The sequence below is a fragment of the Micromonospora sagamiensis genome (assembly GCF_014680085.1).
Lineage (GTDB): Bacteria > Actinomycetota > Actinomycetes > Mycobacteriales > Micromonosporaceae > Micromonospora > Micromonospora inyonensis.
On the sequence record NZ_AP023438.1, the window covers coordinates 6,464,406 to 6,488,624 of the forward strand.

The 24,219-nt window shown below is 72.8% G+C and carries 27 protein-coding genes and 1 tRNA gene; 6 read left to right on the forward strand and 22 right to left on the reverse strand.

What is annotated here, in order from left to right; genetic code table 11:
• Positions 1–58: 58 nt before the first annotated feature.
• The 10 genes from ftsR to IGA62_RS27765 form a co-directional block, all read right to left on the reverse strand.
• Positions 59–766 carry a transcriptional regulator FtsR gene (gene ftsR / locus IGA62_RS27720; RefSeq protein WP_186500274.1) on the reverse strand — a complete coding sequence of 236 codons (708 nt, stop codon included), beginning with the start codon at positions 764–766 and terminating at the stop codon, positions 59–61.
• Between the two features lie 50 nt (positions 767–816).
• Complete coding sequence (gene odhI / locus IGA62_RS27725) at positions 817–1,269, reverse strand: oxoglutarate dehydrogenase inhibitor Odhl (protein WP_088983909.1); 453 nt, start codon at positions 1,267–1,269, stop codon at positions 817–819.
• A gap of 215 nt (positions 1,270–1,484) precedes the next feature.
• Positions 1,485–1,865, reverse strand: coding sequence for a glycine cleavage system protein GcvH (gene gcvH / locus IGA62_RS27730; protein ID WP_091461603.1), 381 nt, complete (start codon positions 1,863–1,865; stop codon positions 1,485–1,487).
• A gap of 68 nt (positions 1,866–1,933) precedes the next feature.
• The gene (locus tag IGA62_RS27735) at positions 1,934–2,869 is read right to left on the reverse strand and encodes a DUF881 domain-containing protein (RefSeq protein ID WP_145817911.1); all 936 of its coding nucleotides are present in this window, start codon (positions 2,867–2,869) and stop codon (positions 1,934–1,936) included.
• An 11-nt stretch (positions 2,870–2,880) separates the two neighbouring features.
• Complete coding sequence (locus IGA62_RS27740) at positions 2,881–3,213, reverse strand: small basic family protein (RefSeq protein WP_088983906.1); 333 nt, start codon at positions 3,211–3,213, stop codon at positions 2,881–2,883.
• Positions 3,210–4,169, reverse strand: coding sequence for a DUF881 domain-containing protein (locus tag IGA62_RS27745; protein ID WP_145817909.1), 960 nt, complete (start codon positions 4,167–4,169; stop codon positions 3,210–3,212). Before IGA62_RS27745 ends, IGA62_RS27740 begins: the two co-directional genes overlap by 4 nt.
• Positions 4,166–4,807 carry a CDP-alcohol phosphatidyltransferase family protein gene (locus tag IGA62_RS27750; RefSeq protein ID WP_145817907.1) on the reverse strand — a complete coding sequence of 214 codons (642 nt, stop codon included), beginning with the start codon at positions 4,805–4,807 and terminating at the stop codon, positions 4,166–4,168. Before IGA62_RS27750 ends, IGA62_RS27745 begins: the two co-directional genes overlap by 4 nt.
• A 300-nt stretch (positions 4,808–5,107) precedes the next feature.
• Entirely contained in the window at positions 5,108–5,581 is a 474-nt protein-coding gene (locus tag IGA62_RS27755) for a MarR family transcriptional regulator (RefSeq protein ID WP_145817904.1), read from the reverse strand.
• Positions 5,582–5,629: 48 nt separating this feature from the next.
• Positions 5,630–6,814 (reverse strand): PP2C family protein-serine/threonine phosphatase, encoded by a 1,185-nt coding sequence (locus tag IGA62_RS27760; RefSeq protein WP_145817902.1) that lies wholly within the window; start codon positions 6,812–6,814, stop codon positions 5,630–5,632.
• A gap of 74 nt (positions 6,815–6,888) precedes the next feature.
• Complete coding sequence (locus IGA62_RS27765; RefSeq protein WP_145817900.1) at positions 6,889–7,635, reverse strand: SAM-dependent methyltransferase; 747 nt, start codon at positions 7,633–7,635, stop codon at positions 6,889–6,891.
• 137 nt (positions 7,636–7,772) lie between these two features.
• On the opposite strand from IGA62_RS27765, the gene IGA62_RS27770 reads away from it, so the two are divergent.
• From IGA62_RS27770 to IGA62_RS27780, 3 genes are all read left to right on the forward strand, one after another.
• The gene (locus IGA62_RS27770; protein ID WP_145817898.1) at positions 7,773–8,654 is read left to right on the forward strand and encodes a universal stress protein; all 882 of its coding nucleotides are present in this window, start codon (positions 7,773–7,775) and stop codon (positions 8,652–8,654) included.
• Between the two features lie 150 nt (positions 8,655–8,804).
• Positions 8,805–9,014, forward strand: coding sequence for a phosphatidylethanolamine-binding protein (locus IGA62_RS27775; protein WP_091461589.1), 210 nt, complete (start codon positions 8,805–8,807; stop codon positions 9,012–9,014).
• Positions 9,011–9,478, forward strand: coding sequence for a hypothetical protein (locus IGA62_RS27780; protein ID WP_145817896.1), 468 nt, complete (start codon positions 9,011–9,013; stop codon positions 9,476–9,478). Before IGA62_RS27775 ends, IGA62_RS27780 begins: the two co-directional genes overlap by 4 nt.
• Here the strand turns inward: IGA62_RS27780 and IGA62_RS27785 are convergent.
• On the reverse strand, positions 9,475–9,678 hold the full coding sequence (locus IGA62_RS27785; protein ID WP_145817894.1) for a hypothetical protein: 204 nt from the start codon (positions 9,676–9,678) through the stop codon (positions 9,475–9,477). The genes IGA62_RS27780 and IGA62_RS27785 overlap by 4 nt on opposite strands.
• A 184-nt stretch (positions 9,679–9,862) precedes the next feature.
• Here IGA62_RS27785 and IGA62_RS27790 point away from each other — a divergent pair, with 184 nt between their 5' ends.
• Positions 9,863–10,519, forward strand: a complete 657-nt coding sequence (locus IGA62_RS27790) for a hypothetical protein (protein WP_145817892.1) — start codon at positions 9,863–9,865, stop codon at positions 10,517–10,519.
• Positions 10,520–10,570: 51 nt separating this feature from the next.
• Here the strand turns inward: IGA62_RS27790 and IGA62_RS27795 are convergent, their stop codons facing one another.
• From IGA62_RS27795 to IGA62_RS27840, 10 genes are all read right to left on the reverse strand, one after another.
• Positions 10,571–10,756, reverse strand: coding sequence for a hypothetical protein (locus tag IGA62_RS27795; protein ID WP_145817889.1), 186 nt, complete (start codon positions 10,754–10,756; stop codon positions 10,571–10,573).
• Positions 10,757–10,808: 52 nt separating this feature from the next.
• Positions 10,809–12,188 (reverse strand): hemolysin family protein, encoded by a 1,380-nt coding sequence (locus tag IGA62_RS27800; RefSeq protein WP_186499835.1) that lies wholly within the window; start codon positions 12,186–12,188, stop codon positions 10,809–10,811.
• 30 nt (positions 12,189–12,218) lie between these two features.
• Positions 12,219–12,416 (reverse strand): hypothetical protein, encoded by a 198-nt coding sequence (locus IGA62_RS27805; protein WP_145817887.1) that lies wholly within the window; start codon positions 12,414–12,416, stop codon positions 12,219–12,221.
• 63 nt (positions 12,417–12,479) lie between these two features.
• Positions 12,480–14,237, reverse strand: coding sequence for a selenocysteine-specific translation elongation factor (gene selB, locus IGA62_RS27810; protein ID WP_190289224.1), 1,758 nt, complete (start codon positions 14,235–14,237; stop codon positions 12,480–12,482).
• Position 14,238: 1 nt separating this feature from the next.
• Positions 14,239–15,525, reverse strand: coding sequence for an L-seryl-tRNA(Sec) selenium transferase (selA, locus tag IGA62_RS27815; RefSeq protein WP_377464303.1), 1,287 nt, complete (start codon positions 15,523–15,525; stop codon positions 14,239–14,241).
• Positions 15,526–15,560: 35 nt separating this feature from the next.
• Positions 15,561–15,653 (reverse strand) — tRNA-Sec (locus IGA62_RS27820).
• A 47-nt stretch (positions 15,654–15,700) separates the two neighbouring features.
• Positions 15,701–16,693, reverse strand: a complete 993-nt coding sequence (nrfD, locus tag IGA62_RS27825) for an NrfD/PsrC family molybdoenzyme membrane anchor subunit (RefSeq protein ID WP_232625156.1) — start codon at positions 16,691–16,693, stop codon at positions 15,701–15,703.
• A gap of 104 nt (positions 16,694–16,797) precedes the next feature.
• The gene (locus IGA62_RS27830) at positions 16,798–17,769 is read right to left on the reverse strand and encodes a 4Fe-4S dicluster domain-containing protein (RefSeq protein WP_145817883.1); all 972 of its coding nucleotides are present in this window, start codon (positions 17,767–17,769) and stop codon (positions 16,798–16,800) included.
• On the reverse strand, positions 17,762–21,010 hold the full coding sequence (gene fdh, locus IGA62_RS27835) for a formate dehydrogenase (protein ID WP_190289225.1): 3,249 nt from the start codon (positions 21,008–21,010) through the stop codon (positions 17,762–17,764). Before fdh ends, IGA62_RS27830 begins: the two co-directional genes overlap by 8 nt.
• Positions 21,011–21,223: 213 nt before the next feature.
• Positions 21,224–21,817, reverse strand: a complete 594-nt coding sequence (locus IGA62_RS27840) for a hypothetical protein (protein WP_145821964.1) — start codon at positions 21,815–21,817, stop codon at positions 21,224–21,226.
• A 420-nt stretch (positions 21,818–22,237) separates the two neighbouring features.
• On the opposite strand from IGA62_RS27840, the gene IGA62_RS27845 reads away from it, so the two are divergent.
• Both IGA62_RS27845 and IGA62_RS27850 read left to right on the forward strand, forming a co-directional pair.
• The gene (locus IGA62_RS27845; protein WP_145817877.1) at positions 22,238–22,579 is read left to right on the forward strand and encodes a hypothetical protein; all 342 of its coding nucleotides are present in this window, start codon (positions 22,238–22,240) and stop codon (positions 22,577–22,579) included.
• Positions 22,576–23,235, forward strand: coding sequence for a nucleotidyl transferase AbiEii/AbiGii toxin family protein (locus IGA62_RS27850; RefSeq protein ID WP_232624798.1), 660 nt, complete (start codon positions 22,576–22,578; stop codon positions 23,233–23,235). Before IGA62_RS27845 ends, IGA62_RS27850 begins: the two co-directional genes overlap by 4 nt.
• A gap of 42 nt (positions 23,236–23,277) precedes the next feature.
• Here the strand turns inward: IGA62_RS27850 and IGA62_RS27855 are convergent, their stop codons facing one another.
• Positions 23,278–24,174, reverse strand: coding sequence for an SDR family oxidoreductase (locus IGA62_RS27855; RefSeq protein ID WP_145817873.1), 897 nt, complete (start codon positions 24,172–24,174; stop codon positions 23,278–23,280).
• Between the last annotated feature and the right edge of the window lie 45 nt (positions 24,175–24,219).

Here is a 24,219-nt window from a genome sequence, read left to right on the forward strand (position 1 = left end):
GAGGGATTACCCCAGGAAGCCTACGGCACGCTTCCTGGAGCAGATCTCTGCCGCCGTCTCAGCGACCCAACGTCGACCGCAACCCCACCCGCACCAACGCCGCGTGCAACTGCTGCGACAACGCCACCAGCTCCCGGGCGGTCTCCGCCGCCCGCGCCCGCGCCGCCGGGTCGCTCTGCCGCGCCAACGGCAGCAGCAACTGCGCGAACAGTCCCGCCTCCCGGTCCGCCGCCGTCCGGAAGGCCCGCAGGTGCCGAGGCTCCAGCCCGTACGCCGCCAGACCCGCCACCGCCTTCGCGATGACCAGGGCGTCACCGTCGTACCAGCCCGGCGGACTCGACACCACCACCCCGAGCCGTTCCAGCTCACCCAGGGTGGACTCCTCGATCCCGCTACGGGCCACCAGGTCCGTCCGACTCAGCCGCACCGACGCCGACAGAGCCGGATCCGGCTCCGTCGGCGCGCGACCGGGTACCTCACCGCCCGGGCCCACCGCGACCAACGTCGGTCGCGGTCGGCCCGCACCATCCGGCGAGGAGTCCCACTCGGCCAACTGCTCACGGATCACCCGCAACGGCAGGTACTGATCCCGTTGAGCTGCCAGCACGAACCGCAGCCGGGCCACGTCGTCCCAGCTGTACTTCCGGTAACCCGCCGGTGTGCGCTGCGGCTCCACCAGGCCCTCAGCCTCGAGGAACCGCAGCTTCGAAATCGTGGTGTCCGGAAACTCCACCCGCAGCTGGGCCAGCACCTCGCCGATGCTCATCAGCGGTTGGGACCGGGCCGCCCCGGGCGGCATGGAGGCCGCAGGCTCGTTCACCCCCGGCCGGCCTCCTCCTCCGGGCGCGGACCGGCGATGAACACGACCCGGAACTTACCGATCTGCACCTCGTCACCGTTGCTCAGCGTCGCCGCCTCCACCCGCTCCCGGTTGACGTACGTGCCGTTCAGACTTCCCACGTCCCGCACGGTGAACGTGCCGCTGTCGCGGTGGAACTCGGCATGCCGCCGGGACACCGTGACGTCGTCGAGGAAGATGTCGCTGTCCGGGTGCCGGCCACTTGTCGTCACGTCATGGTCCAGCAGGAAGCGGGCACCGGCGTTCGGCCCGCGACGGACCACCAGCAACGCCATACCCGGCGGCAGCGAACCGGACATCCGGCTCGGCACCACGTCGGTGTCCGGACCCTCGAGAACCTCGTCGAGCGAACCGAGATTGAGCGTCGACGTGACGTCGAGCGGGGGGAACTCGTCGTCTGGGCGCGTCATGGGACCACCTCACGGATCTGTTCGGTCGGCGTCGGGTAAAGACCGGTCTTGGCCGCCGGGCTGAGGAACACCCGGCGGCTGGCTCCCCGGGCCCGGGAAGGCAATTTTCCACGACGCGCAACTATTTGGTTTCTCGGTCGACTGGGCGAGCCTAGCCAGCGCCGAAATGCAGGGCAACCGGACGCGCGGAGACACCGCGATCCGGACCGGAGGAATCAGCCCCCGATGAGATCCTGGTAGGCGGCCGGAGTCAGCAGACCCGCCACCACACCCGGATCATCCGGCCGGATCTCCAACAACCAGCCCGCGCCGTACGGGTCGGTGTTGATCACCTCGGGCGTGTCGCCGAGCGCCTCGTTGCGCGCCGCCACCGTCCCGCTCACCGGGGCGTAGATCTCCGACACGCTCTTGGTCGACTCGATCTCACCCAACGGCTCACCGGCCGCCACCACCGCACCCTCGTCCGGCAACTGGACGTACACGATGTCACCCAACGCGTCCTGGGCGTAGTGGGTGATGCCGACCCGCACCGGGCCGCTACCGTCACCCGCCACCCACTCGTGCTCGGCGGTGTATCGCAGGTCCTCAGGAATCACCAGACGCGTCCTTCGTCCTCGTACTGACCAAACGCGCGCCGGGGTTGCGTCCCGGCGCCGCCCACCGGTCAGGAGACCGGACGGGCGTGTTCCAACTTGATCGGCTCGTGCAGCGCCGAAACCTCGGCAACCTCACGATCCTCGAAGCTCACGTTACCGCCGTCACCCTTGATCGATGCGGCCACCCCGCCGGGAATGTTCAAGGCGGTTCGCATCGTCGCCGGGTCACCGATCACCGTGATCGAATACGGCCCCGTCATCCGACGGCCGTCGACCACCAGGCCACCGCCCTCGCCGTCCAGGAAGTACGTCGACGCGATGATCCGCACCGGGGAACCGACCCCACCGGAGATCTGCATCGCCTCCGCGCCCGCGCCCCGCAACTCCTGCACCGCGTCGAGGATCCGACTCGCCGGCACCGACCGGCCGCCACCGCTGATCCGGATCGTCAACCCCGGCCCGGTCGCCGGCAACGTACCCGCCAGGATCCCCAACTCGTCGGCGCGCCGCGCGGCCTCCTCCAGCGCCGCCTCACGGCCCTGCGCGCCCGAGGCCAGCTGCCGCTGACTCTCCTCCAACTCGGCGATGTCCTGCCGCAGCCGGTTCTCCCGGGCGTCCAGGTCGGAGAGGATCCGCACCAGGTCCTCCTGCCGGGCCGCCGACAGGGTCGGATCCGTCGACGTGGTCTTCAGCTGCACCACCAGGGTGAACCCCAGCAGCGCCAGCAGCACGGCGATCATCACCGACGCCGACGTCATCCGCTTCACCGGCGTGGCCGCGGGTGCGCCACCGGCCACCACGGACCGGCTCAGGTCGACGGTGACCTCGGCGCCGTCGGAGCGCTCACCGTCGGAGGCGGTCTCCCCCGGCTGCGGTTCGACCCGCAGCGGCGCGGTCTCCTCCGGGTCGGGGGCGTCGGGACGCGGATCCGGCTCCGCCGCCGGACCGGTGGGGCGGGACGGCCCGGTCTGCTCGGCACCGGTACCACTCTGCTCGTCGCTCATCGCCCACCAACCTACGCCCGGAACAGGTGCCGGCGGATCGCCGCCACGTTCCCGAAGATCCGCACCCCCAGCACGACCACCACACCGGTGGACAACTGCCCGCCCACCCCCAACTGGTCACCCAGGTACACGATCAGCCCGGCGACCAGCACGTTGGAGATGAACGACACGACGAACTGCTTGTCGTCGAAGATCCGGTCCAGCTTCGCGCGCACCCCGCCGAAGACCGCGTCCAACGCCGCCACCACGGCGATCGGCAGGTACGGCTGCAAGCCGGCGGGAACGGTGGGGTCCAGGTACACCCCGAGCACCACACCGGCGATCAGTGCCAGCACCGCGATCATCGGCCACCTCCGGAGGGGCTGGGAGACGACGTTCCCGACCCGGACGGCCGGGGAACGCTGGACGAGCCCGCCGCCGGGGACGACGGGGACGGCTGCGGGGACTCCGGCGGCGGACTGGCGTAGCGCAGCTGCGAGTCGGTGGCCGCCTCCGGCAACGTCAGGTCCGAGGCCTCCCGCGACCCGAACGACAGCCCGGTCTGGTCGGCGACCCGCCGCAGCAGCGCCGCGGCCGTACTCGCCTCGAACCGACGGCGCATCCCGTCCGGGCCGATCGCCGACACCCGGTACGGGCCGGTCACCGGACGGAAGTCCACCAGGATCGCCTCGCCGGCCGACCGGATCGTCGACGTCGAGGTCAGCCGCTGGTCGTTGACCGCGATCGCCTCCGCGCCCGCCGCCCACAACGCGTTCGCCACCAGTTGCAGGTCCCGGTACAGCACCCGCCCCGGGCCGGGACCACCGGCGCCGGTGACCGCGTCCTGGTTGCCCGAGGCGTCGGCGAGCTGCACCACCACCCCGTCGCCGCGGACCCGACCCAGCCCGGTCATCGCCTCCAGGTCCCGCAGCCGGGCCGCGGCACTGCGGGTCAACGCCGCGTCCCGCTGCCGGGTGACGTCCTCGCGCAACTGCTCGGCGCGGCGGGTCAACCGGTCGGTCTCCTCCTGCCGCTCCCGGATCTGGCTCACCAGCCCCGAGCGGGCCTGACTGCGGTCCGGCTCCTCCGCCACGGTCTGCCGATACGCCACCGCGAAGAGGAACCCCAGCGCCAGCAGCACCACCGCGCTGACCACCCGACCCGACCGGACCCGGGCCGGTGACGGCGGATCCACCCGACGCCGCTGCGCCGCGTCGGCGTAACCCTGGTCGAGCGGGTTCTGGAACAGCTCGGTGAGGAAGTCCGGCGCGTAGACCCGCTCACCGCGACCACCGCCGTCGCGGGGGGTGTTGTCGGTCATGCCGCCGCTCCGCCGCGCCGCCGGACCAGCTGACCGGCCTGCACCACGTAGAACACCCCGGCCACCCAGTAGAGCACCAGCCCCCACCAGGCCAGGCCCCAGCCGATCGCCGCGGCGGCCGTTGCCACGGCCGGGGTGGTCGCGCCCAGCAGCAGGATCGGGAAGGCCGCCAGCAGCACGAACGTGGCCGTCTTGCCCACGTAGTGCACCGGCGGCGGGCCGTAGCCGTGGCGGCGCAGCACCGCGAGGGCACCGAGCAGCAGCAGCTCCCGGCCGAGCAGCGCGGCGGTGAACTGCCACGGCACCACCTCGCGGGCGGTGAACGCGAGCAGGGTGGCGAGAATGTAGAGGCGGTCGGCGAACGGGTCGAGCAGCTCCCCGAGCCGGCTCACCTGACGCAACCGGCGGGCCACCCACCCGTCGACCCAGTCGGTGGTGCCGCCGATCGCCAGCACCACGATCGCGGCGACGTCGGCCTCGACGGTGAGGAACAGGTAGAGGAAGAGCGGCACCCCGAGCAGCCGGACGAAGCTGATCAGGTTCGGCAGGGTCCACACCCGCGAGCCCGCGTCCGCCGCCCGGTCGACGGTGTCCCCGGACGGCTGGGCGTGCCCCGCCCGAGCCTGCCGACGCGACACCGAACCTCCCTCCGCGACACGGTCCGACGCCCGGCCGGTGGTCGGGGCAATGCGGAGGGACGTGCGCGCTGCCGGGCCGGCGGTCGCCGGCACCCTCTGCCCCGTGTCGGGGCGCTGACGCGAACCCCGACCCGTGGTCGTGGTGATCATGGGCCGTCGATTCGCGGTGCCACTATATCCGGCTCCCGTCTCCTGGCCGTGGTGCCGGTCGTTGGAGCCGGGTGTGGTCGTGCCCACCGGGTGGGTGCGACGGCACGTTCCGTGGGTCGTCCTAGGATGACAGGGTGGCCCGGTGCCGCCTCAGGCCGTACGGGCGGCCTTGTCGCGCTGCGCGGGGACCGGCTCGCCGAGGGCCGCGGCCTGCCCGAACGCCAGCAGGGCCAGCAGCAGCTCGTGCTGCGCCCGGTTCGGCATCCGGTCCAACACCGCCTGCACCGCCCGGTGCCGGCGTTCCTTGATCTCCCGCAGCAGGTTCTCCGCCGCGGCGGTGGGCACCAGGTGGACCTCACGGCGGTCCCGGGGGTCGGGCACCCGACGCACCAACCCGGTCGCCTCCAGCCGGTCGCAGAGCCGGCTCGCCGACGACGGTACGACGTCCAGCAGCTCGGCCAACCGGTTGACGTTGGTGCCCGGCCGTTCGGTGATGATGGACAGCACGCGGAGCTGGGTCGGTGGCACCGACACACTGTGCCGGGACGCGGCCGACTCCAGCACACCGACGAGAGCCCCGGCCGCAGCCTCGACCGCCGCGGCCAGATTCGGAGGTCGCTCCACCCGATGTCCCCTGCGATTGTCCCGACCGGGTCGTCCCCGGACGTACGGCTACTGCTCCCGCCCGTCCCGGCGCGGTATTCCCCGCCAGTCGAGGCACACGACCACCGCATCATCGCGCAGATCGGCGTCAGCGTGGTAGGCGTGCAGTTCGCGCATCACCGTACCAACCGCCTCGGCCGCCGGTTGCAGCCGTGTCGATCGCATGGCCCGCGCCATCGCCCGCCGCCCGTACGACTCGGTGCCGGTCGGGTCGGCCGCGTAGACCCCGTCGCTGACCGCGAACAGCCGGTCCCCCGGTTCCAGGTCGAACTCCTGCACCTCGTAGCGGGTGTCGGGGAACATGCCCAGTGGCATCTGCTGGTCCAGCGGGATCCGCTGCACCGCACCGGCCCGGGCCCGCAGCAGGTGCGGCGACCCGGCGTCGACGGCCCGTACCCGCCCGGAGGGCACGTCCACCTCCAGCAGCAGGGTGGCCACGTGCCGGCCGCCCCGATGCTGGTAGAAGATCGTGTCGGAGGCCAGCTCGGCCTGCTCCACCAGGCTCCCGCCGGAACGGCGGGCGTTACGCATCGCGTTGACGGTGATCGAGGTCAGCAGCGCGGCCGGCAGGCCGCTGCCCGTGCCGTTGAGCACCGTCACGGTCAACCGGTCGGCGTCCAACGACCAGTCGAAGTGGTCGCCGCCGACGGAGTACGCCGGTTCGAGCTGCCCGGCCAGGAGGAACGCGGTGTGGCTGAGGCTGCGCCCGGGTAGCAGGTCCCACTGCATCTCGGCGGCCAGGGTCAGCCGCTCCCGTCGCCGCGCCCGGCGGTACCGGTCGGTCTCCCGGTCGGCGGCGCGCAGCGCCACCGCCAGGTCCCCGGCGACCTCCCCGACCCAGCCGAGCAGGTCGCGGTCCGGGTGCCCGGCCACCTCCACCAGCAGCACCCCGAGCCGCTCACCCCACGCCGTCAGCGGCAGCCACAACTGGCAGCGCCCGTTCCCGGCGTCGTCGAGCACCGGCTGCTGACTGCGGAAACACCGCTGGGCGCCGCCCCTGTCGAGCAGTGATCCGGCGTCGGGCAGCGTCGGGTCGAGCACCGGCCACAGGCCGGTGATGCGGTAGTCGGCGATGAAGACGTCCGTTCGCAGGGCGCCGGTCGACGAGCGGATGACCCGGTCGGCGGCCTCCACCAACCGGTCGGGTGAAGCCTGGCGTAACGCGCGGGACACCGATGCGGGCGCCTGCGGCATGGATTCCTCCGAAAACTGTTGCTCTATGGCAAGCAAGCATACGGAGGACGCCGCGGGCGCCTCGCCCGCGGTGGTCACCCGGCGGGTTTGACCGCCACCGCCCCGTAGAACGCGTCCGGCACCGCCTCGCCGGTGCCGTCCGGACGCCACCGGGCCACCGGCACGATCCCGTCGGCGGTCGGCTGCCAGCGCCCCAGCAGCCGGGCGAACGACTCCGGCGGTCGCATCCGGAACGCCGGACCCATCATCGCCAGGGCCTGCGGATATCCGGCGAGTTCCTCGGTGTCGAAGTCGACGGCGAGCCGGCTGCCCGGCGCCACCGCCTCGTACAGGTCGTCGAGGGTGCGGGCCAGGGTGTCGTCGTCGAGGAACGCGGCCAGCCCGAGGAAGACCAGCCCCACCGGCCGGTCGCCCCAGCCGGGCAGGAACCGCCGCCGCAGCGCCGGGTCGATGCCGCCGACGTCGGTGGCGTCGGCGAAGCCGTAGCCCACCCGGTCGTGGCCGGCGAGCATCCGCTGGCCGATCTCGACGGCCACCGGGTCCACGTCGGTGTAGAGGACGGTCGCCTCCGGCACCACCTCGTGGACGTTGCCGCACGTCGGCACGCCCGCGCCGAAAACGAGGAAGGAGTCCACGCCGGCGTCGGCGATGTGCCGCACCGCCCGGCCGAGGAACGCCCGCAACGACCGGAACACCGGCGCGCACGGCCCGTACGCCTGCTCGAAGGCGTGCGCGGCGGCCACGTCGACCGGGAAGTGGTCGCTCCCGCCGAGCCAGAAGTCGATCATCCGGGCGGTGCTCGGTGCGGTCGGCTCGGCCATCGTCTCGTCCCCTCCACTGTGATCGTCGACAGCGTACCGACCGGTGTCCTGACCGGTATCGCCACGGCACGGCGGCCCCGGCCGCGATACTGGGCCGAGGCAGGCGGGTCGGACGACGCGCGGAAGGGGCCACGGCGGTGAACTCGGCGGACGGCGCGGCGGTGGTGGTCGGGGTGGACGGCTCCCCGCAGGCGTTGCGCGCGGTGCGCCTGGCCGCCGTGGAGGCCGACCGGCGACAGCGGCCGCTGCGCGTGGTGCACGCGTACATCTGGCCGCTGCTGCACGTCAGCGGCGCCCCACCGGCCGGCGGGCCACCGGGCAGCGGACTGCGGCAGCAGGCCCACCGGATCGTCGACGAGGCCGTCGACGAGGCCCGGGCCACCGTGGCGGACCTGCCCGTCACCGGGGAGATCATCGACGGTGGTGCCGCCGCGGTGCTGCTCGGCGAGTCCCTCACCGCCTCCTCGGTCGTCGTCGGCGACCGGGGCCTGGGCGGGTTCACCTCGCTGCTGGTCGGGTCGGTGGCGATCCAGGTCGCCGCGTACGCCGACTGCCCGGTGCTGGTGGCCCGGGGCACCGACCGGACGACCGGCCCGGTGGTCGTCGGGGTGGACGGCTCCGACCTGTCCCGGCTGGCCGTGCAGGTCGCCGCCGAGCAGGCGGCGTGGCGGGACACCGGGCTGCTGGCCGTGCACGCCTACCGGCATCCGGCGTCCACCGGGCCCGGCGACATGCAACCCCTCGTGCACCAGGAGGGGGCCCTACGCGGCGAGGAGGAGCGGCTGCTCGCCGAGTCCCTCGCCGGGCTGGCCGACCGGTATCCGCAGGTGCCGGTGACCGGGCAGGTGGTCCACGCCAAACCCGGTCCGGCGTTGACCGAGGCGTCCCGCCGGGCGCAACTGCTGGTGGTCGGCGCGCGGGGCCGGGGTGAACTGACCGGCCTGCTGCTCGGCTCGGTGAGCCAGTCGGTGCTGCACCACAGCGACTGCCCGGTGGCCGTGGTCCGGGGCCCGCACTGACCCGTCCCGGTCGCCGGCCGGTCGGTGCGTGACCGGACGGCCGCCGCCGGCACGCCGATCCGCCCGCCGCGCCCCGACGGCATGGCCGGGGACGCGGCGGGTACACGGCGTACGCCAACGGCCACGACGACGCACAGGGAGGCGGCAGGCATGCCGGGACCACGACCGGGCAGCAACGCGTACGACAAGGAACGGGCCCGACTGCGCAAGCTGGTCGAGAACTCGGGGCGGGCCGCCGACGACGAAGCCAACGACGTCGCCAACCGGATCCTGCGGGAGGACCGGGGACAGCGGGGCGTCGTGCGCGGCGACCGCACCTACGGCCCGAAGGCCGAGCGGGAACCGGGTGATCCCCGATGACCGGCGTGGCAGTCGACGGGATGCTCGCGGGCGCGGTCGGCAGTGCCGCGCTGAACATGGTCAGCTACCTGGACATGACGGTCCGGGGCCGCCCGGCCAGCAGCACCCCGGACAAGACCGCCGGCCGGCTGGCCGACACCGCCCACCTCGACCTGGGTACGGGTGAGCCGGCCGCCAACCGCCGCGCCGGCCTCGGGCCGCTGCTCGGCTACGGGCTCGGCGTCGGCGTCGGCGCGGTGTTCGCGGTGGCGACCCACCGCCGCCTGCTGGCGCCGCCGCTGGCCGTGGGGCTGCTCGGCGCGGCCGTGATGGCGCTGTCCGACGCGACGATGACCGCCGTGGGCGTGACCGACCCCCGCCGGTGGAGCCGCACCGACTGGCTGGCCGACATCGTGCCGCACCTGGCGTACGGGGCGGCGGCCGCCGCCACCTGGTACCGGCTGCGGCCGCCCTGCCGGGGTTAGCCCCGCGCGTCGCTCTCGTCGTCGGCGACCGGCTCGCCGGCCGGCCCGTACGGTGAGGTCTGCCCGCGCGGCACCGGTCGGCCCCGGTCGCCGGTGCGGGAACCGCCCTGCGGGTGCCCGGCCACGCCGGGACCCTTGGCGTCCTGCACCGCGTCGTTACGGGCGTTGCGCCGCAACTCCGGCTGCTGTGGGTTGGACACGGCTGTTCTCCTCACTCGTCGGCTGGTACACGGCGGGATGCCGCCACCGGCCGGTTACCCGGGCCCGGCGGGCCCATGCGACCGTCCCACCCACGGTCACCGCGGCCGGCGGGGATCCCCGCCGGGTGACGGATCGACCCCGCCGGGCGGGGCTGATCGGCGGCGCCGGGGGTACATCCCGCCGGTGAGCGACGAACGCGCGGTGGCGCGCACCCTGCTGCGCCGCCAGCCGCACACCTACGCCGAGCAGGCCGGGATCCGCCTGACCGACCAGCCCGCCGCCCTGTACCAGCTGCTGGTGCTGGCCACCCTGTTGAGCACCCGGATCCGGGCGCAGGTGGCGGTGGCCGCCGCCCGGGAACTGTTCGCCGCCGGCCTGCGGACCCCGCAGCGGATGGAGGCCGCCGCCTGGCAGGACCGGGTCGACGCGTTGGGCCGCGGCCACTACCGCCGCTACGACGAACGGACCGCCACGATGCTCGGCACCGGGGCGCGGCTGTGCCTGGACCGGTGGCGGGGCGACCTGCGGCGGCTGCACGCCGCCGCCGGCGGCGACCCGGCAGGGTTGCGGCGGCTGCTCACCGCGTTCCCGGGGATCGGCCCCACCGGCGCGGATATCTTCCTGCGGGAGGTGCAGACGGTGTGGGCGGACGTGCGGCCCTTCGCCGACCGGCGGGCCCTGGCGGGCGCGGCCCGGCTGGACCTGCCCGGGTCGGCGAAGGACCTGGCGGCGCTGGTCGCCCCGGCCGACGTCGGTCGGCTCACCTCCGCGCTGGTGCGGGTGGCCCTCGGTGAGGAGTCCGCCGCCGAGGTGACGAGGGCGGCCACCGGCGGCCGGTGACGGCACGGGGCCGGTGGGTGGCGCGGCCGGCCGGTGACGGCCGGTGACGGCTCACTTGGCCGCGGAGTCGCCCGGCCTGGTCAGGTTCCACACCAGCAGCGCGGCGGCCAACGCCAGGACGATCACCCCGTTGGAGACCCGGCCGTCCTCGCCCGGATCCCGGCCCGCGCTGCCGAAGTAGAGCACCACCAGGCCGGTCAGCACGGTGACGAAACTGCGCAGTCCTCGGTCCTTCACCCCACCGACACTAAACCGCCGAAAAGCCACAGAAAGTGCATATCGTCGGGGGTCATTCGTCCGGGTGGCGGCGACCCGGCGGAGCATCCTCCGGCGCGACCGGCGCCACCCGGCGGGGCGCCGCCCGGAACGGACCGGCACCGTCCCGGCAACCCGACGACCCGTCCGCCGCCGGCCGCACCCGCACCTGCCGCACCGCCCGGTCCACCACCCGCACCACCTGCACCGTCAACCCCGGCAGGCACACCGTCTCCCCCACCCCCCGGGGCACGTAACCCAGACCGGCGAGCACCAGACCCGCCACCGTCGTGTACTCCCCCGACACCGCGAACCCCACCGCCACCCCCACGTCCGGCAGGTCGTGCAACGGAAAATCACCCGGCAGCAGCAACGCCCCGTCCGGTTCCCGCACCACCGCCCGCACATCCCGGTCCGTCTCGTCGTACAACTCCCCGACGACCTCCTCCAGCAGGTCCTCCATCGTGACGATCCCGTCGACGCCACCCCACTCGTCGACCACCAACGCCAACCGCTCCCGCTCCACCCGCAACCGGCGCATCGCCTCCGACACCGGCACCGACCCCGGCAGCAGCAACGGCGGCCGGGCCCGACCCGCCACCGTCGACGCACCCGCCCCCACCAGATCCCGGATGTGCACCACCCCCACCACGTCGTCCAACCCGCCACCACCGACCACCGGCGCCCGCGACCGGCCCGCCTCCGCCAACCGGCGCATCCCCTCCCCCGGCGACAGGCCACCCGGCAGCACCGTCACGTCCCGCCGGGCCACCAGCACCTGCCGCACCGTCCGACCGGCGATGTCGAACGCCCCGGTGAGGATCTCCCGCTGCTGCGCCGACAGGCCACGCTGGCTGACCAGCATCTCCCGCAACTCCTCCTCGGACACCTCCTCCCGCCGCGCCCGCGGATCCCCACCCACCACCCGCACCACCGCGTCGGTGGCCACACTCAACAACCACACCGCCGGCCGCGCCACCCACGCCACCGCGTCCACCACCACCGCACCCCGCAGCCCCCACCGCTCCGCCCGCTGCATCGCCAGCCGCTTCGGCGCCAACTCCCCCACCACCAGCGTGACGAACGTCAACACCATCGTCACCGCCACCACCGCCACCGGCTCCGCCGCACGCCCCAGAAACCCCAACGGACCCACCAGCGGACGCGCCAACGACACCGCCGCCGCAGCCGACGCCAGGAAACCCGCAAGGGTGATACCCAACTGGATCGTCGCCAGATACCGGTTCGGATCCCGGGCCAGCCGCGCCAGGCGGGCACCCCGCCCCCCGGCCTGCGCCAGCCGCCGCAACTGGCCCTCCCGCAACGACACCAACGCCATCTCACTGCCCGCCAGCGCGGCGTTGACCAGCACCAGCACCACCACCAGCGCCACCTGCCCCAGCAGACCCCCCACCCGCCAACCTCCGGTCCGCGCCGCAGCCGGTCAGTCCCGCACCAGGTCGTCCAACTCGATCGAATGGGTCATCAACCAGCGCGCCAACGCCGACATCCCGAACAACCACACCGGCGCCGACTCGGTCGGCCCGTTCGTCGCCACGATCGCGAACCGCAGATCAGGAACCCGATACGCCTCGATCCGCCACCGGTGCAGCCGGTCCCGCCAGACCGCCGAAGGGTCCATGCGCCCACCGTAACCACCGGCCCCGGCCACCCACCCCGGGAATCGACCAACCCGACCCGCCGGTCAGCGCGCCACCACCGACCGCGTGTCCCCCGGCCACCGGCGCGTCACACCCCGACTGTCCAACAACTCCAACAACGGCACCGCCACCCGACGGGTCGTGTCCAACGCCTGCCGGGCCGCACTGAGCGTGAACGGCTGCGGTAACCCCGCCAACACCCGCACCGCCTCCTCCACCGCCCCCGGCAGCAACACCACGTTCCCCGCCAACCGCAGCAGCACCCCCGCCCGCACCGCCGCCCCGACCTCCCGCGGCCCCAAGCCCAACGCGGCAAGCCGGTCCGCCTCCGGCGCCCGGAACGGCCGCGACCGCAACTCCCCCCGCAACCGGTCCACCGCCCGCACCACCGGCTCCGGCAACCCCGACACCGGCCCCACACCCACCCGACCGCCGTGCACCCGCAGCGGAGCCCGCACCAGCGCCTCCACCAACGACCGGTCCGGCAACCCCAACCGCTGCCGCAGCACCTCCACCGGCACCCCCGGCTCCAACGGATGCTCCCCCGCGTACCGGGACACCTCCGCCACCAGCCGCGCACCCCACCCGGCCCAGCGCTCCGGGTCGACCAGCCAGTCCCCCACCACCGGCGCCACCGCCGACGGCACCCCCATCCGCGCCAGGTCCGACGCCCGCACCAACCCCCGCCGCCGCACCTCCCCCACCGCATCGGCCCGCCCGTCCAGACCCGCCAACACCCGCGCCCGCGCCGCCGCCGCACCCCGACGCGCCAACGGCGGCGGCGCCACATCCAGCACCGTCACCCCACCGGCCACCAACCGCCGCCCCGGATCCCGCAGCACCGCCCGGTCCCCCACCCGCAACGGCACCGGCCGGGCCAACCGCAACCGCGCCGTGTCCCGCCCCAACGGCCGCACCCGCACCGGCACCGCCGCCGACCCGACGTGCAGCATCACCGACCCCGGCAGCCCCGCCACCGGCTCCCCGGCAACCCGCACGTCCACCACATCGACCCGACCGAACCCGCCCGGCGACACCAACGCGTCCCCCCGCGCCACCCGCTCCCGCGCCACCCCCCGCAGGTTCACCGCCACCCGCGACACCGCCGACACCTCGTCCCCGGCCACCCCCAGCCGGTGCAGACCCCGCACCCGCACCCGAGAGCCGTCCGCGGACACCTCCAACTCGTCACCGACCCGCAGCCGCCCCGCCCCGAGCGTGCCCGTCACCACCGTGCCACTGCCCCGCACCGTGAAACACCGATCCACCCACAGCCGCACCGGCGCGTCCACCACCGGCGCCGGCAACCGTCCCCCCAACCGGTCCAACGCCGCCCGCAACTCCGGCAACCCCACCCCGGTCACCGCACTGACCGGCACCACCTCCACCGCACCCAACGACGTACCGGCCACCTCCGCACGCACCCGCGCCACCACCACACCCGGATCCGCCAGATCCGCACGGGTCACCGCCACCAACCCGTACGCCACCCCCAGCGCGTCCAACACCGCCAGATGCTCCGCCGACTGCGGCATCCACCCCTCGTCCGCCGCCACCACCAGCAACGCCGCCGGCACCGGCCCCACCCCGGCCAGCATGTTCGGCACGAACCGCTCATGCCCCGGCACGTCCACGAACGCCACCGTCGCCCCCGACGGCAACGACGTCCACGCGAAACCCAGATCGATCGTCATGCCCCGGCGCCGCTCCTCGGCCCACCGGTCCGGCTCCATCCCCGTCAACGCCCGCACCAACGTCGACTTGCCGTGATCCACGTGCCCGGCCGTCGCCACCACGAACATGTCAGCCGGCCACCCGCGCCACCGCAGCCCACAGCACCTCGTCCGCCGACCCCGGCACACACCGCAGATCCAACAACAACCGGCCCCGCACCACCCGACCCAGCACCGGCGGATCACCCACCCGCAACGGCTCCGCGAACCCCTCCGGCAACGCCACCGCCCACGACGGCAACTCCACCCCCGGAGCACCACCCCCACCGACCACCGACACGCACGACACCACCTCGGCCGGACACCCCCCGGCCAGCAACCGGTCCCGCAACCGGACCGCCCGCACCCGCAGCTCCCCCGCGTCCGCCCGCAACGCCCGCCACGTCGGCGTCACCGGATCCCGCACCGTCGCCGCCAACGCCGCCAACGTCAACTTGTCCACCCGCAACGCCCGCGCCAACGGATGCCGCCGCAGCCGCTCCACCACCTCGACCGCACCCCACAACAAACCCGCCTGCGGCCCACCCAACAACTTGTCCCCACTGGCCGTCACCAACGCCGCCCCCGCCCGCAACGCGGACGCCGCGTCCGGCTCCGCCGGCAACAACGGATCCGGCGCCAACAACCCCGACCCGATGTCCACCACCACCGGCGCACCCAACGACACCAGCTCCGCCACCGGCACCGACGCCGTGAACCCCGACACCACGAAATTCGACGGATGCACCTTCAACACGAAACCCGTCTCCGGGCCCACCGCCGCCGCGTAGTCCGCCACCGACGTCCGGTTGGTGGTCCCCACCTCCCGCAACCGCGCCCCCGTACTCACCAGCAGATCCGGCAACCGGAACCCGTCACCGATCTCCACCAGCTCACCCCGGCTGACCACGATCTCCCGGCCCGCCGCCAACGCCGTCGCCGCCAACACCAACGCCGCCGCACCGTTGTTCACCACATGCACCGCCCCGGCCGCCGGCACCGCCGCCGCCAACGCCTCCACCGCGTCCCGGCCCCGCCGCGCCCGCCGACCCGTCCGCAGATCCAACTCCACGTCCGTGTGCCCCGCCGCGGCCACCACCGCCTCCACCGCCGGCGCACCCAACGCCGCCCGGCCCAGATTCGTGTGCAGCACCACCCCGGTCGCGTTCACCACCCGCCGCGGCACACCCACCGGCAACGACGCCACCGCCACCGCCGGCACCTCCTCCGGCGCGATCTCACCGACCCGGGCCCGCTGCTGCGCGGCGACCACCGCCGCCTTGACCCGCTCCCGGCCCCACACCCCGACCGCCGCGGCCACCCGAGGATCCGCCAGCACCACATCCGTACGCGGCACCCGCCGCCGCGGATCGTCCACCCCCACACCCACCACCCGACCCCCGCGCACGCTGACGGAGACGGACGGGAATCGAACCCGCCTGGCCCGGATCCCGGACCACACCGGTTTTGAAGACCGGGAGGGGCACCAGCCGCCTGAACGCCTCCACCCGCACTAAACCACAAACACCCCACCGGCCACGCGGCAAGGTCGCCTACCCGCCCGCCGCCCGCCGCGCCAACCGCTCCCGCTGCGGCACCACCGTGTACTTCGGATCCCGCGCCGACGCCACCCCACCATGGAAGATCCCGAACCGCGTCGCCACCGACGCCGCCACCAGCGCAGCCCCCGACACCGCCGACACCACCCGAGACCGCCGCCCCAGCAACGCCCCCACCACCCCCACCGCGGTCAACGCCCGCCCCGCCCGCAGCAACCGGCCCGCCACACCCACCCGGTACGGCTCACTCAACAACCCCAACCGCGTCTCCACCCGATGCGCGCCCACCAACTCCAACGCCGCACCCGCCACCGCCAACCGCCGCGCCGGACCCGCCTGACCCACCGGCGCCGCCAACAACCCCACCCCCGCGCCACTGGCCAACGCGCTCCCCGCGAAAACCACCGGCAACTCCGGATACGCCTCATGCCACGACGGCACCGCCGTGTTCGCCAACAACACCCCCGTGTACGTCGCCAACGCCGGCGCCGTCACCGCCGCCACCCACCCGGCACCCCGACCCACCGGCGGCAACACCCCACGCGCCAACCGCCACACCCCACGCGACGGCAACCACGACGCGGCCTCCGCCACCGCCGCCACCCCCGCCGCCGGCCCGAACACCGCCAGGATCCACGTCCCCACCGACATCGGCGACGTCACCTTCGCCACCCGCAACATGTGATGGAACCGCTCCGGCCGACCCAGATCGTGCACCAGAAAAACCGCGCTCGCCCCCACCGCACCCAACGCCACCAACCGACCCGCCCGCCGCAACACCGGCCGGCCCGTCACCTGACCCCCCACCGCCAGCAACGACGACCCCGCCGCCAACCCCCCGGTGAACAGATACGCCGGAATGTCCCACCGCCACACCGGCGCCTTCACGATCGGCCGCCCGTAGTACGAGGTGAACTCCACCGGCGGCACCGCCACCTCCTCACCGCCCCGCCGCCCCCGACCACCCCCCACCGGCGCCGGACCCACCCCATCCCCGTCGACCACCCGCTCCCGGAACCGCCGGAACAACGCCCCCACCGACCGCCCCTCCACACCGCCCCCGGACCGGCTACCACCCCGCGACACCCCGGTCACGACGAACGCCCCACGAACGCCGCCACCACCGCCGCCGCCATCGCCAACGCCGCCACCCCCGCCCGCCCCCACATCCGCGGCAGATCCCGCGTCGTCACCACCGGATCCGGCGGCAGGCCATACACCTCCGGCTCATCCAGCAACAGGAAGAACGCACCATCACCACCCACCCCGTCACCCGGATCGTGCCCGTACAACCGCGCCTCCGGCACCCCCCGCTCGTGCAACACCGCCACCCGCGCCGCCGCCCGCCCCCGCAACTCCTCCAACGGCCCGTACTGGATCGACTCCGTCGGACACGCCTGCGCACACGCCGGCACCGCCCCCGCACCCACCCGGTCGTAACACAACGTGCACTTCCACGCCCGACCATCACCCCGACGCTGATCGATCACCCCGTACGGACACGCCGGAACGCAGTACCCACACCCGTTGCAGATGTCCTCCTGCACCACCACCGTCCCGAACTCCGTCCGGAACAACGACCCCGTCGGACACACGTCCAGACACGCCGCATGAGTGCAGTGCTTACACACGTCCGACATCATCAACCAGCGGAAATCCGACCGCCCCCCACCCGCACCGGCCCGCCCCGGCGGCTGCGAACCCGGCATCCCCAGGAACTGCGGCCCACCCGCCGACCCGTGCCCCGCCGCCGACGCCGAACCCGACGACCCGCCGTGCGGCCCAGCCGGAAGACCCTCACCGCCCACCCGCCCCGGCTGCTCCACGAACGCCACATGCCGCCACGAGTTCGCCGTCAACGCCCCCGTGTTGTCATACGACAAACCCAGCAGATCGAAACCCGACCCCGGCACCCCGTTCCACTCCTTGCAGGCCACCTCACACGCCTTGCACCCGATACACACGCTCGTATCGGTGAAGAAACCCATCCGCGGCGGAGCGTCCGTCCAACCCGCATCCGACGCCGGATCCACCGGCCCGAACAGGCTGTTCCCGTCAACCATCACACTCCCCGTCCGCGACCACGGCCTCCGACGTCAACCCCGCCCGCCGCCGGTACTCCTCCACCAGGCCCCGCAACGCCGCACCCCTCGGCCGCCGCCCCGCCCGCACGTCACACGTACCGACCTTGCTCTCCTGGATCAGCACATTCGGATCCAACGTGATCCCGAACAGGTCGTTCGCCGAATCCCCCGTCACCAGGCCCTCCGAACCGAAGTGATACGGCAACCACACCTGGTGCACCACCCGGCCCTCCACCCGCAACGGCGTCAACCGATCCGTCACCAACACCCGCGCCTCGATCACCGCCCGCCCCGACACCAGATGCGCCCACCCCAGATGCGCCAGCCCCCGCTCGGCCGCCAACTCCGGCGACACCTCCACGAACATCTCCGGCTGCAACTCCGCCAACGGCCCCACCGTCCGGCTCATCCCACCCGCCGTGTGATGCTCCGTCAACCGGCTCACCGTGAACACATACGGAAACACCCCCGCATGCGCCTCCGGCGGCGACGGATTCACCGAATTCACCGGATGCCCGTACACCTTCCGCATCGGATTCGCCTGCTGCCCGTACAACGCATTCCGCACCGGCGACTCCGCCGGCTCGAAATGCGTCGGCAACGGCCCATCCACCACCCCACTCGGCGCGTACAACCACCCCTTACCGTCACCCTGCATCACGAACGGATCATCACCCGCGATCCCCGCCGTACCACTCGCACCCTCCGGCGGCCGATACGACGGCGGCTTCGTCCGCTCGAAGTCCGGCACGTCGTACCCCGTCCACTCCCCCGCCTCCGCGTCCCACCAGACGTACCGCTTCCGCTCACTCCACGGCCGACCCTCCGGATCCGCCGAAGCCCGGTTGTACAACGTCCGCCGATTCGCCGGCCACGCCCAACCCCACTCGGCCGCCACCCAGTCCTGCTCGTGCCGCGACCGCCGCCGCGCCGCCTGGTTCACCCCGTCGGCGAACACCCCGCTGTAGATCCAGCAACCCACCGCCGTCGACCCGTCATCCGCCGCCTCCGCGAACGACGACAACAACCGACCCGACCCCACCTCGTAGCCGTTGATCTCCCGCAGCACCGCCTCCGCACTCGGCTCCCCATCCGGACCGTGCGTCGGATAATCCCAGGTCAAATCCAGCAACGCCCGGTCCCGGGGCAACGTCGAGCCGGCCAGCTTCTCCCGCAGCCTCCGCCCCAGGTGGTAGAAGAACCACAACTCCGACCGGCAGTCACCCGGCGGATCCACCGCCTTCTCCCGCCACTGCAACAACCGCTGCGTCTGGGTGAACGTGCCCTCCTTCTCCACATGCGACGCCGCCGGCAGGAAGAACACCTCCGTCCGGCACTCCTCCGGCACGATCTCCCCGGTCTCCACCTCCGGACCGTTCCGCCAGAACGTCGCACTCTCGATCATGAACAGATCCCGGACCACCAACCAGTCCAGATTCGCCATCCCCAACCGCTGCGCCCGCCCGTGCGCCGAACCCACCGCCGGATTCTGACCCAACAGGAAGTACCCCTTCACCTTCCCGTCGATCATGTTCAACACCTGCTGGTACGTCCCATGGTCACCAGTCAGCCGCGGCAGGTACCCGTAACAGAAGTCGTTCTCCGGCGTCGCCGCGTCCCCCCAGTACGCCTTCAACAAACTCGCCGCGTACGCCCGCGCGTTACCCCAGAACCCCTTCTGCCCCGGATGCGCCATGCTCCGCACCCAGTCGTCGAACGTCACATGCACGTCGTGCCGCGGCATCGGCAGATAACCCGGCAACAGATTGAACAACGTCGGAATGTCCGTCGACCCCTGGATACTCGCGTGCCCCCGCAACGCCAGCACCCCACCACCCGGACGACCCACGTTCCCCAGCAACAACTGGATGATCGCCCCGGTCCGGATGTACTGCACCCCCACGCTGTGCTGCGTCCACCCCACCGAATAGATCAGACACCCGGTCCGCTCCCGACCCGAGTTCTCCGTCCACGCCCGCGCCAACTCCAGGAACCGCTCCTGCGGAATACCGCAGACCCGCTCCACCATCTCCGGCGTGTACCGCGCGAAGTGCCGCCGCAGGATCTGGTACACGCAGCGCGGATGCCGCAACGTCTCGTCCCGCTGGACCTGACCGTGCACCCGCGCGCCGTGCGCCTCGTGCTGGAGCCCCGCCGCACTGTCCCGCTCGCCGCCGGTGTGCCCCGCACCCGAGTCGCCCTCGTGCCCGGCGTACTGCCAGCTGTCCTGCACATAGCAGGCGGTCTCCGGATCGAACCCGGAGAAGAACCCGTCACCGTCCTCGGCATCGACGAAGTCCGCACTGACGATCGTCGCCGCGTTGGTGTACGCCAACACGTACTCCCGGAAGTCCAGCTCGTTCTCCAGGATGTACCGGACCACCCCACCGAGCAGCGCGATGTCCGTCCCCGCCCGGATCGGCAGGTACGTGTCCGCGAGCGCACTGGTCCGGGTGAACCGGGGATCGACGTGGAACACCCGCGCGCCCCGCCGCTTCGCCTCCATCACCCACTGGAAACCCACCGGGTGGGCCTCGGCCATGTTCGAGCCCTGGATGACGATGACGTCAGCGTTGGCGACGTCCTGCTGGAAATCCGTCGCACCACCGCGACCGAAGCTGGCCCCCAGACCGGGGACGGTGGCGGAGTGTCAAATACGCGCCTGGTTCTCGATCTGGAGCGCCCCCATCGCGGTGAACAACTTCTTGATGAGGTAGTTCTCCTCGTTGTCCAGCGTCGCCCCGCCCAGGCTGGAGATGCCCAGCGTCCGGTTCAACGGGCGCCCCTCGGCGTCGGCGTCCTCCCACGTCTCGGCACGCGCGGCGAGGATCCGGTCGGCGATCATGTCCAACGCGGTGTCGAGTTCCAGGTCCTCCCACTCGGTGCCGTACGGACGCCGGTACCGGACCTTGGTCTGCCGCAGCGGGCTGGTCACCAGCGACCTGCTGGCCGAACCCTTCGGGCACAACCGTCCCCGTGAGATCGGGCTGTCCGGGTCACCCTCGATCTGGGTCACCTGCCCGTCCTTGACGAACACCCGCTGACCGCATCCCACCGCGCAGTACGGACACACCGACCGGGCCACCCGGTCGGCCGTCTCGGTACGCGGGGTGAGCGCCCGGGAACGGGCCGACTGGGCGGCGGCTCCCCGACCGAGCGGATCGGTGCCGGTGAGCTGCCGGTACACCGGCCAGCCTTCCAGGAAGGTTCGCAGTCCCACCGACCGCCACCTCCCCTCCGTCACGCTTCTCTGCCGACCCTAGGGCAACCGGGCTGGTCCGGCGACCCGGTGCGGGTGGGTTTTCTCCGTGTGGGCGACGGCACCACCCGTAAGGCATCCTAGGAAGATAGGTGGCAGGCTCGGGATAGCCAAGCCACCGGAGACGCGTGTGGGCCGGCACCCCGGGTTCGGGGTGCCGGCCCAACGTGTGGGTCAGCTGGTCCAGTGCTCGGCGACCAGGTCGGCGGCCTGGGTCTCCCACTGGGCGTAGTGGTCGGGGTACGCCGACACCTGCACGGTCTGGGCGGCCTTCGTCAGGGGCATGTCCTGCCACCCGTCGACCTGCTTCAGGCCCTTGAGGAACGCGGTGGTGGAGTACTCCGGGTCGGTGATCTGTTCGACCGTGCCCCACCCGCTCGACGGGCGCTGCTGGAACAGGCCCTGCGAGTCGTGGTCGTTGCGGTCACCCAGATGACCCAGGTTCTCCAGCTTCGACTCCTGCAAGCTGGTGGCGATCGCGACCACGGCGGCCCGCTCGTCCATGCCGGCCTTCTTCGTCGCCGCGATGATCGCCTTCACGTTGCCGGTCTGCTCGGCATCCAGAGGAATCCGGGACTGCTCACCCCGCACACCATGCGGCATCAACCTGCCCGTGTCCGGCTTGTCGCCCTGCACCGCCACCGCCACCGGGGCGGCCTGCGCCGGGGACTCCACCGTCGCCGCAGCGACCGGACCGGCGACCACACCGGCGGCGAACGCCACACCGGCCACACCCAGCACACCCTTACGCAGCATCGACAGATCCATCGTGTTCGTGTTCATGGGGGAACTCCCATCAGGGGGTCGACACCCCGGCACCCCAGGGGGAAATGGGGCCAGGGGGTACGAGCACCGTCACGGCACCCGCACACAAGAACAGCAGGGGGAAGACTCTCCACCGGCGGAAGGCTGCACGCCCGTCCACGCCGGTGAACCATGTACAACGACCCGCCACCCGCCGGCATTCCGGGGGCCGGGGCCCGACCGCAAGCCCGCTGGCGGCGGCAACCCCGGACACACGTCCACCGATAGGCACGTACCACCAGGTCTGAATCGCGTTCTGCGGCGTGTCGGCGGCGTCGGGATCGCCCACCGACACCACCGGCGGTGGCGGACGGACACTCCGGGCAGGGGCGATCCGCCGTCGGTTTTCCGCGCGGCGCCCGGCGCGGGGGTTACCCTGAGTCCATGCAGGGCCTCTCCCCCACCTCGGCCGACGTGGCGTTCCTGGCCCGTCCGGGACGCCCGGCCGTGGTCGCGCGCACCCTCGCCGAGCTGACCGGCCCGCGCCACGGTGTGGTCGAGCTGCCGGTACGGCTGATGTGGAACACCGAGCGCACCTTCGACCTCGGCGACCCGGACGACCTGCTCTGGATGTACGAGAACGTCCTGCGGGAGACCACCCGTTGTGAGGACCTGCGGCAACTCATCGACGGCCGGACGCTGCGGCGGGTCTGGCGTCGGCTGAACCTTCCCCGGGGCGTCCGGCAGGCGTGGGAGAGCCGCCACCGCTGTCTGCGTACCGCGTGAGCACCACCCACCTCAACGAGTTCTACCGCGAGGTGGCGAGGGTGGCCCTCTCGGCGGCCGGCCCGCACCGGTTCGTCCTCGGCGGCGGGGTCGCCTGGGCGGCGCACGGCCTGGTCACCCGGCCGACCGAGGACGTCGACCTGTTCGCCGACGTCGAGGGCGCGGCGGCCGCGGCGGCGGTGGAGGTCCGCACCGCGCTGGAGAGGGCTGGTTTCGCGGTGGCCGACGCCGACCCGGACAGCGAGCTGGCCGACCTGTTCGCCGGCTTCGACCAGGACATGAAGGACTTCGTGGTGACCCGGGACGGGCGTCAGCTCCGGCTGACCCTGGCCCGGCTCGACCGGTACCGCAGCCCGGTGGTGATGGACCTGGGTCCGGTGATGGACGTCCGTGACCTGGTGGCGAGCAAGACGGCCGCGCTGGTCAACCGCCGGGAGGTACGCGACTACATCGACGTCGCCGCCGCGCTGGACCACTACCCGGTGGCGGAACTGCTGGCGTTGGCCCGGCAGCTCGACCCGGCGTTGGACCCGGAGGACGTGGCCGCCGCCGGCCGCTATCTGGACCGGCTGCCCGAGCGGCGGTTCGCCCGGTACGGCCTGGACGCCGAGCAGGTACGCCGGGTCCGGGAACGCCTCGCCGGGTGGCCGCGGTGAGAAACACGCACGACCATCCGGCGGACACCGGGACGTCGGTCGTCAGCTGATCGGCTTGCCGCCGGTGACGCCGAGCACCTCGCCGGTGATGTAGCTCGATTCCTGGGAGGCGAAGAACACGTAGGAGGGGGCGAGTTCGGCGGGCTGGCCGGCGCGACCGATGGGGGTGTCCTCACCGAAGGACTCGACCTTCTTCTCCGGCATGGTGGCCGGGATCAGCGGCGTCCAGATCGGACCGGGGGCCACCGCGTTCACCCGGATCCCCTGCTCGGCGAGGTCCTCGGCGAGCGCCTTGGTGAAGTTGGCGATGCCCGCCTTGGTCGTCGCGTAGTCCAGCAGCTGCGGCGACGGCTGGTACGTCTGGATCGAGGAGGTGTTGATGATCGTCCCGCCCTCCGGCAGGTGTGGGACGGCGGCCTTGCAGAGCCAGAACATCGCGTACAGGTTCGTCTTGAGCACCCGGTCGAACTGCTCGCTGCTGATTCCGGCGATGCCCTTGTCCTGCGCCATCTGGTAGGCGGCGTTGTTCACCAGGATGTCCAGCCCGCCGAGGTCGCGCACGGCCCGGTCGACCAGCGACTGGCAGTGGCTCTCGTCGGTGATGTCGCCCCGCACAGCGATGCCCCGCCGCCCGGCCTCCTCGATCAGGCGGACCGTGTCGCGGGCGTCGGCGTCCTCCTCCTCGCCGAGGTAGGAGATGAGCACGTCGGCGCCCTCGCGGGCGAAGGCGATGGCGACCGCGCGGCCGATACCGGAGTCACCGCCGGTGATCAGGGCCCGCTTGCCCTCGAGTCGGCCGCTGCCCCGGTACGACTCCTCGCCGTGGTCGGGCTTCGGGCGCATCTCGCGCGTGGTGCCCGGCGGGGTCTGCTGCTGCTCCGGCTGGCCCTGGCCGTACTGGCGGGTGGGGTCCTGCGGGGTGTACTGGTCTTCGCTCACGCTGGGTCTCCTCGCGCACGTCACCGGCGGGTCCTTCCTGCCCTA

Excerpts from the sequence above, each read along its gene's own strand:
- ftsR (WP_186500274.1), bottom strand. The coding sequence starts at position 766 with ATGAGCATCGGCGAGGTGCTGGCCCAGCTGCGGGTGGAGTTTCCGGAC.
- odhI (WP_088983909.1), bottom strand. The coding sequence starts at position 1,269 with ATGACGCGCCCAGACGACGAGTTCCCCCCGCTCGACGTCACGTCGACG.
- IGA62_RS27735 (WP_145817911.1), bottom strand. The coding sequence starts at position 2,869 with ATGAGCGACGAGCAGAGTGGTACCGGTGCCGAGCAGACCGGGCCGTCC.
- IGA62_RS27740 (WP_088983906.1), bottom strand. The coding sequence starts at position 3,213 with ATGATCGCGGTGCTGGCACTGATCGCCGGTGTGGTGCTCGGGGTGTAC.
- IGA62_RS27745 (WP_145817909.1), bottom strand. The coding sequence starts at position 4,169 with ATGACCGACAACACCCCCCGCGACGGCGGTGGTCGCGGTGAGCGGGTC.
- IGA62_RS27760 (WP_145817902.1), bottom strand. The coding sequence starts at position 6,814 with ATGCCGCAGGCGCCCGCATCGGTGTCCCGCGCGTTACGCCAGGCTTCA.
- IGA62_RS27765 (WP_145817900.1), bottom strand. The coding sequence starts at position 7,635 with ATGGCCGAGCCGACCGCACCGAGCACCGCCCGGATGATCGACTTCTGG.
- IGA62_RS27775 (WP_091461589.1), top strand. The coding sequence starts at position 8,805 with ATGCCGGGACCACGACCGGGCAGCAACGCGTACGACAAGGAACGGGCC.
- IGA62_RS27780 (WP_145817896.1), top strand. The coding sequence starts at position 9,011 with ATGACCGGCGTGGCAGTCGACGGGATGCTCGCGGGCGCGGTCGGCAGT.
- IGA62_RS27805 (WP_145817887.1), bottom strand. The coding sequence starts at position 12,416 with ATGGACCCTTCGGCGGTCTGGCGGGACCGGCTGCACCGGTGGCGGATC.
- selB (WP_190289224.1), bottom strand. The coding sequence starts at position 14,237 with ATGTTCGTGGTGGCGACGGCCGGGCACGTGGATCACGGCAAGTCGACG.
- IGA62_RS27830 (WP_145817883.1), bottom strand. The coding sequence starts at position 17,769 with ATGGTTGACGGGAACAGCCTGTTCGGGCCGGTGGATCCGGCGTCGGAT.
- IGA62_RS27840 (WP_145821964.1), bottom strand. The coding sequence starts at position 21,817 with ATGGATCTGTCGATGCTGCGTAAGGGTGTGCTGGGTGTGGCCGGTGTG.
- IGA62_RS27845 (WP_145817877.1), top strand. The coding sequence starts at position 22,238 with ATGCAGGGCCTCTCCCCCACCTCGGCCGACGTGGCGTTCCTGGCCCGT.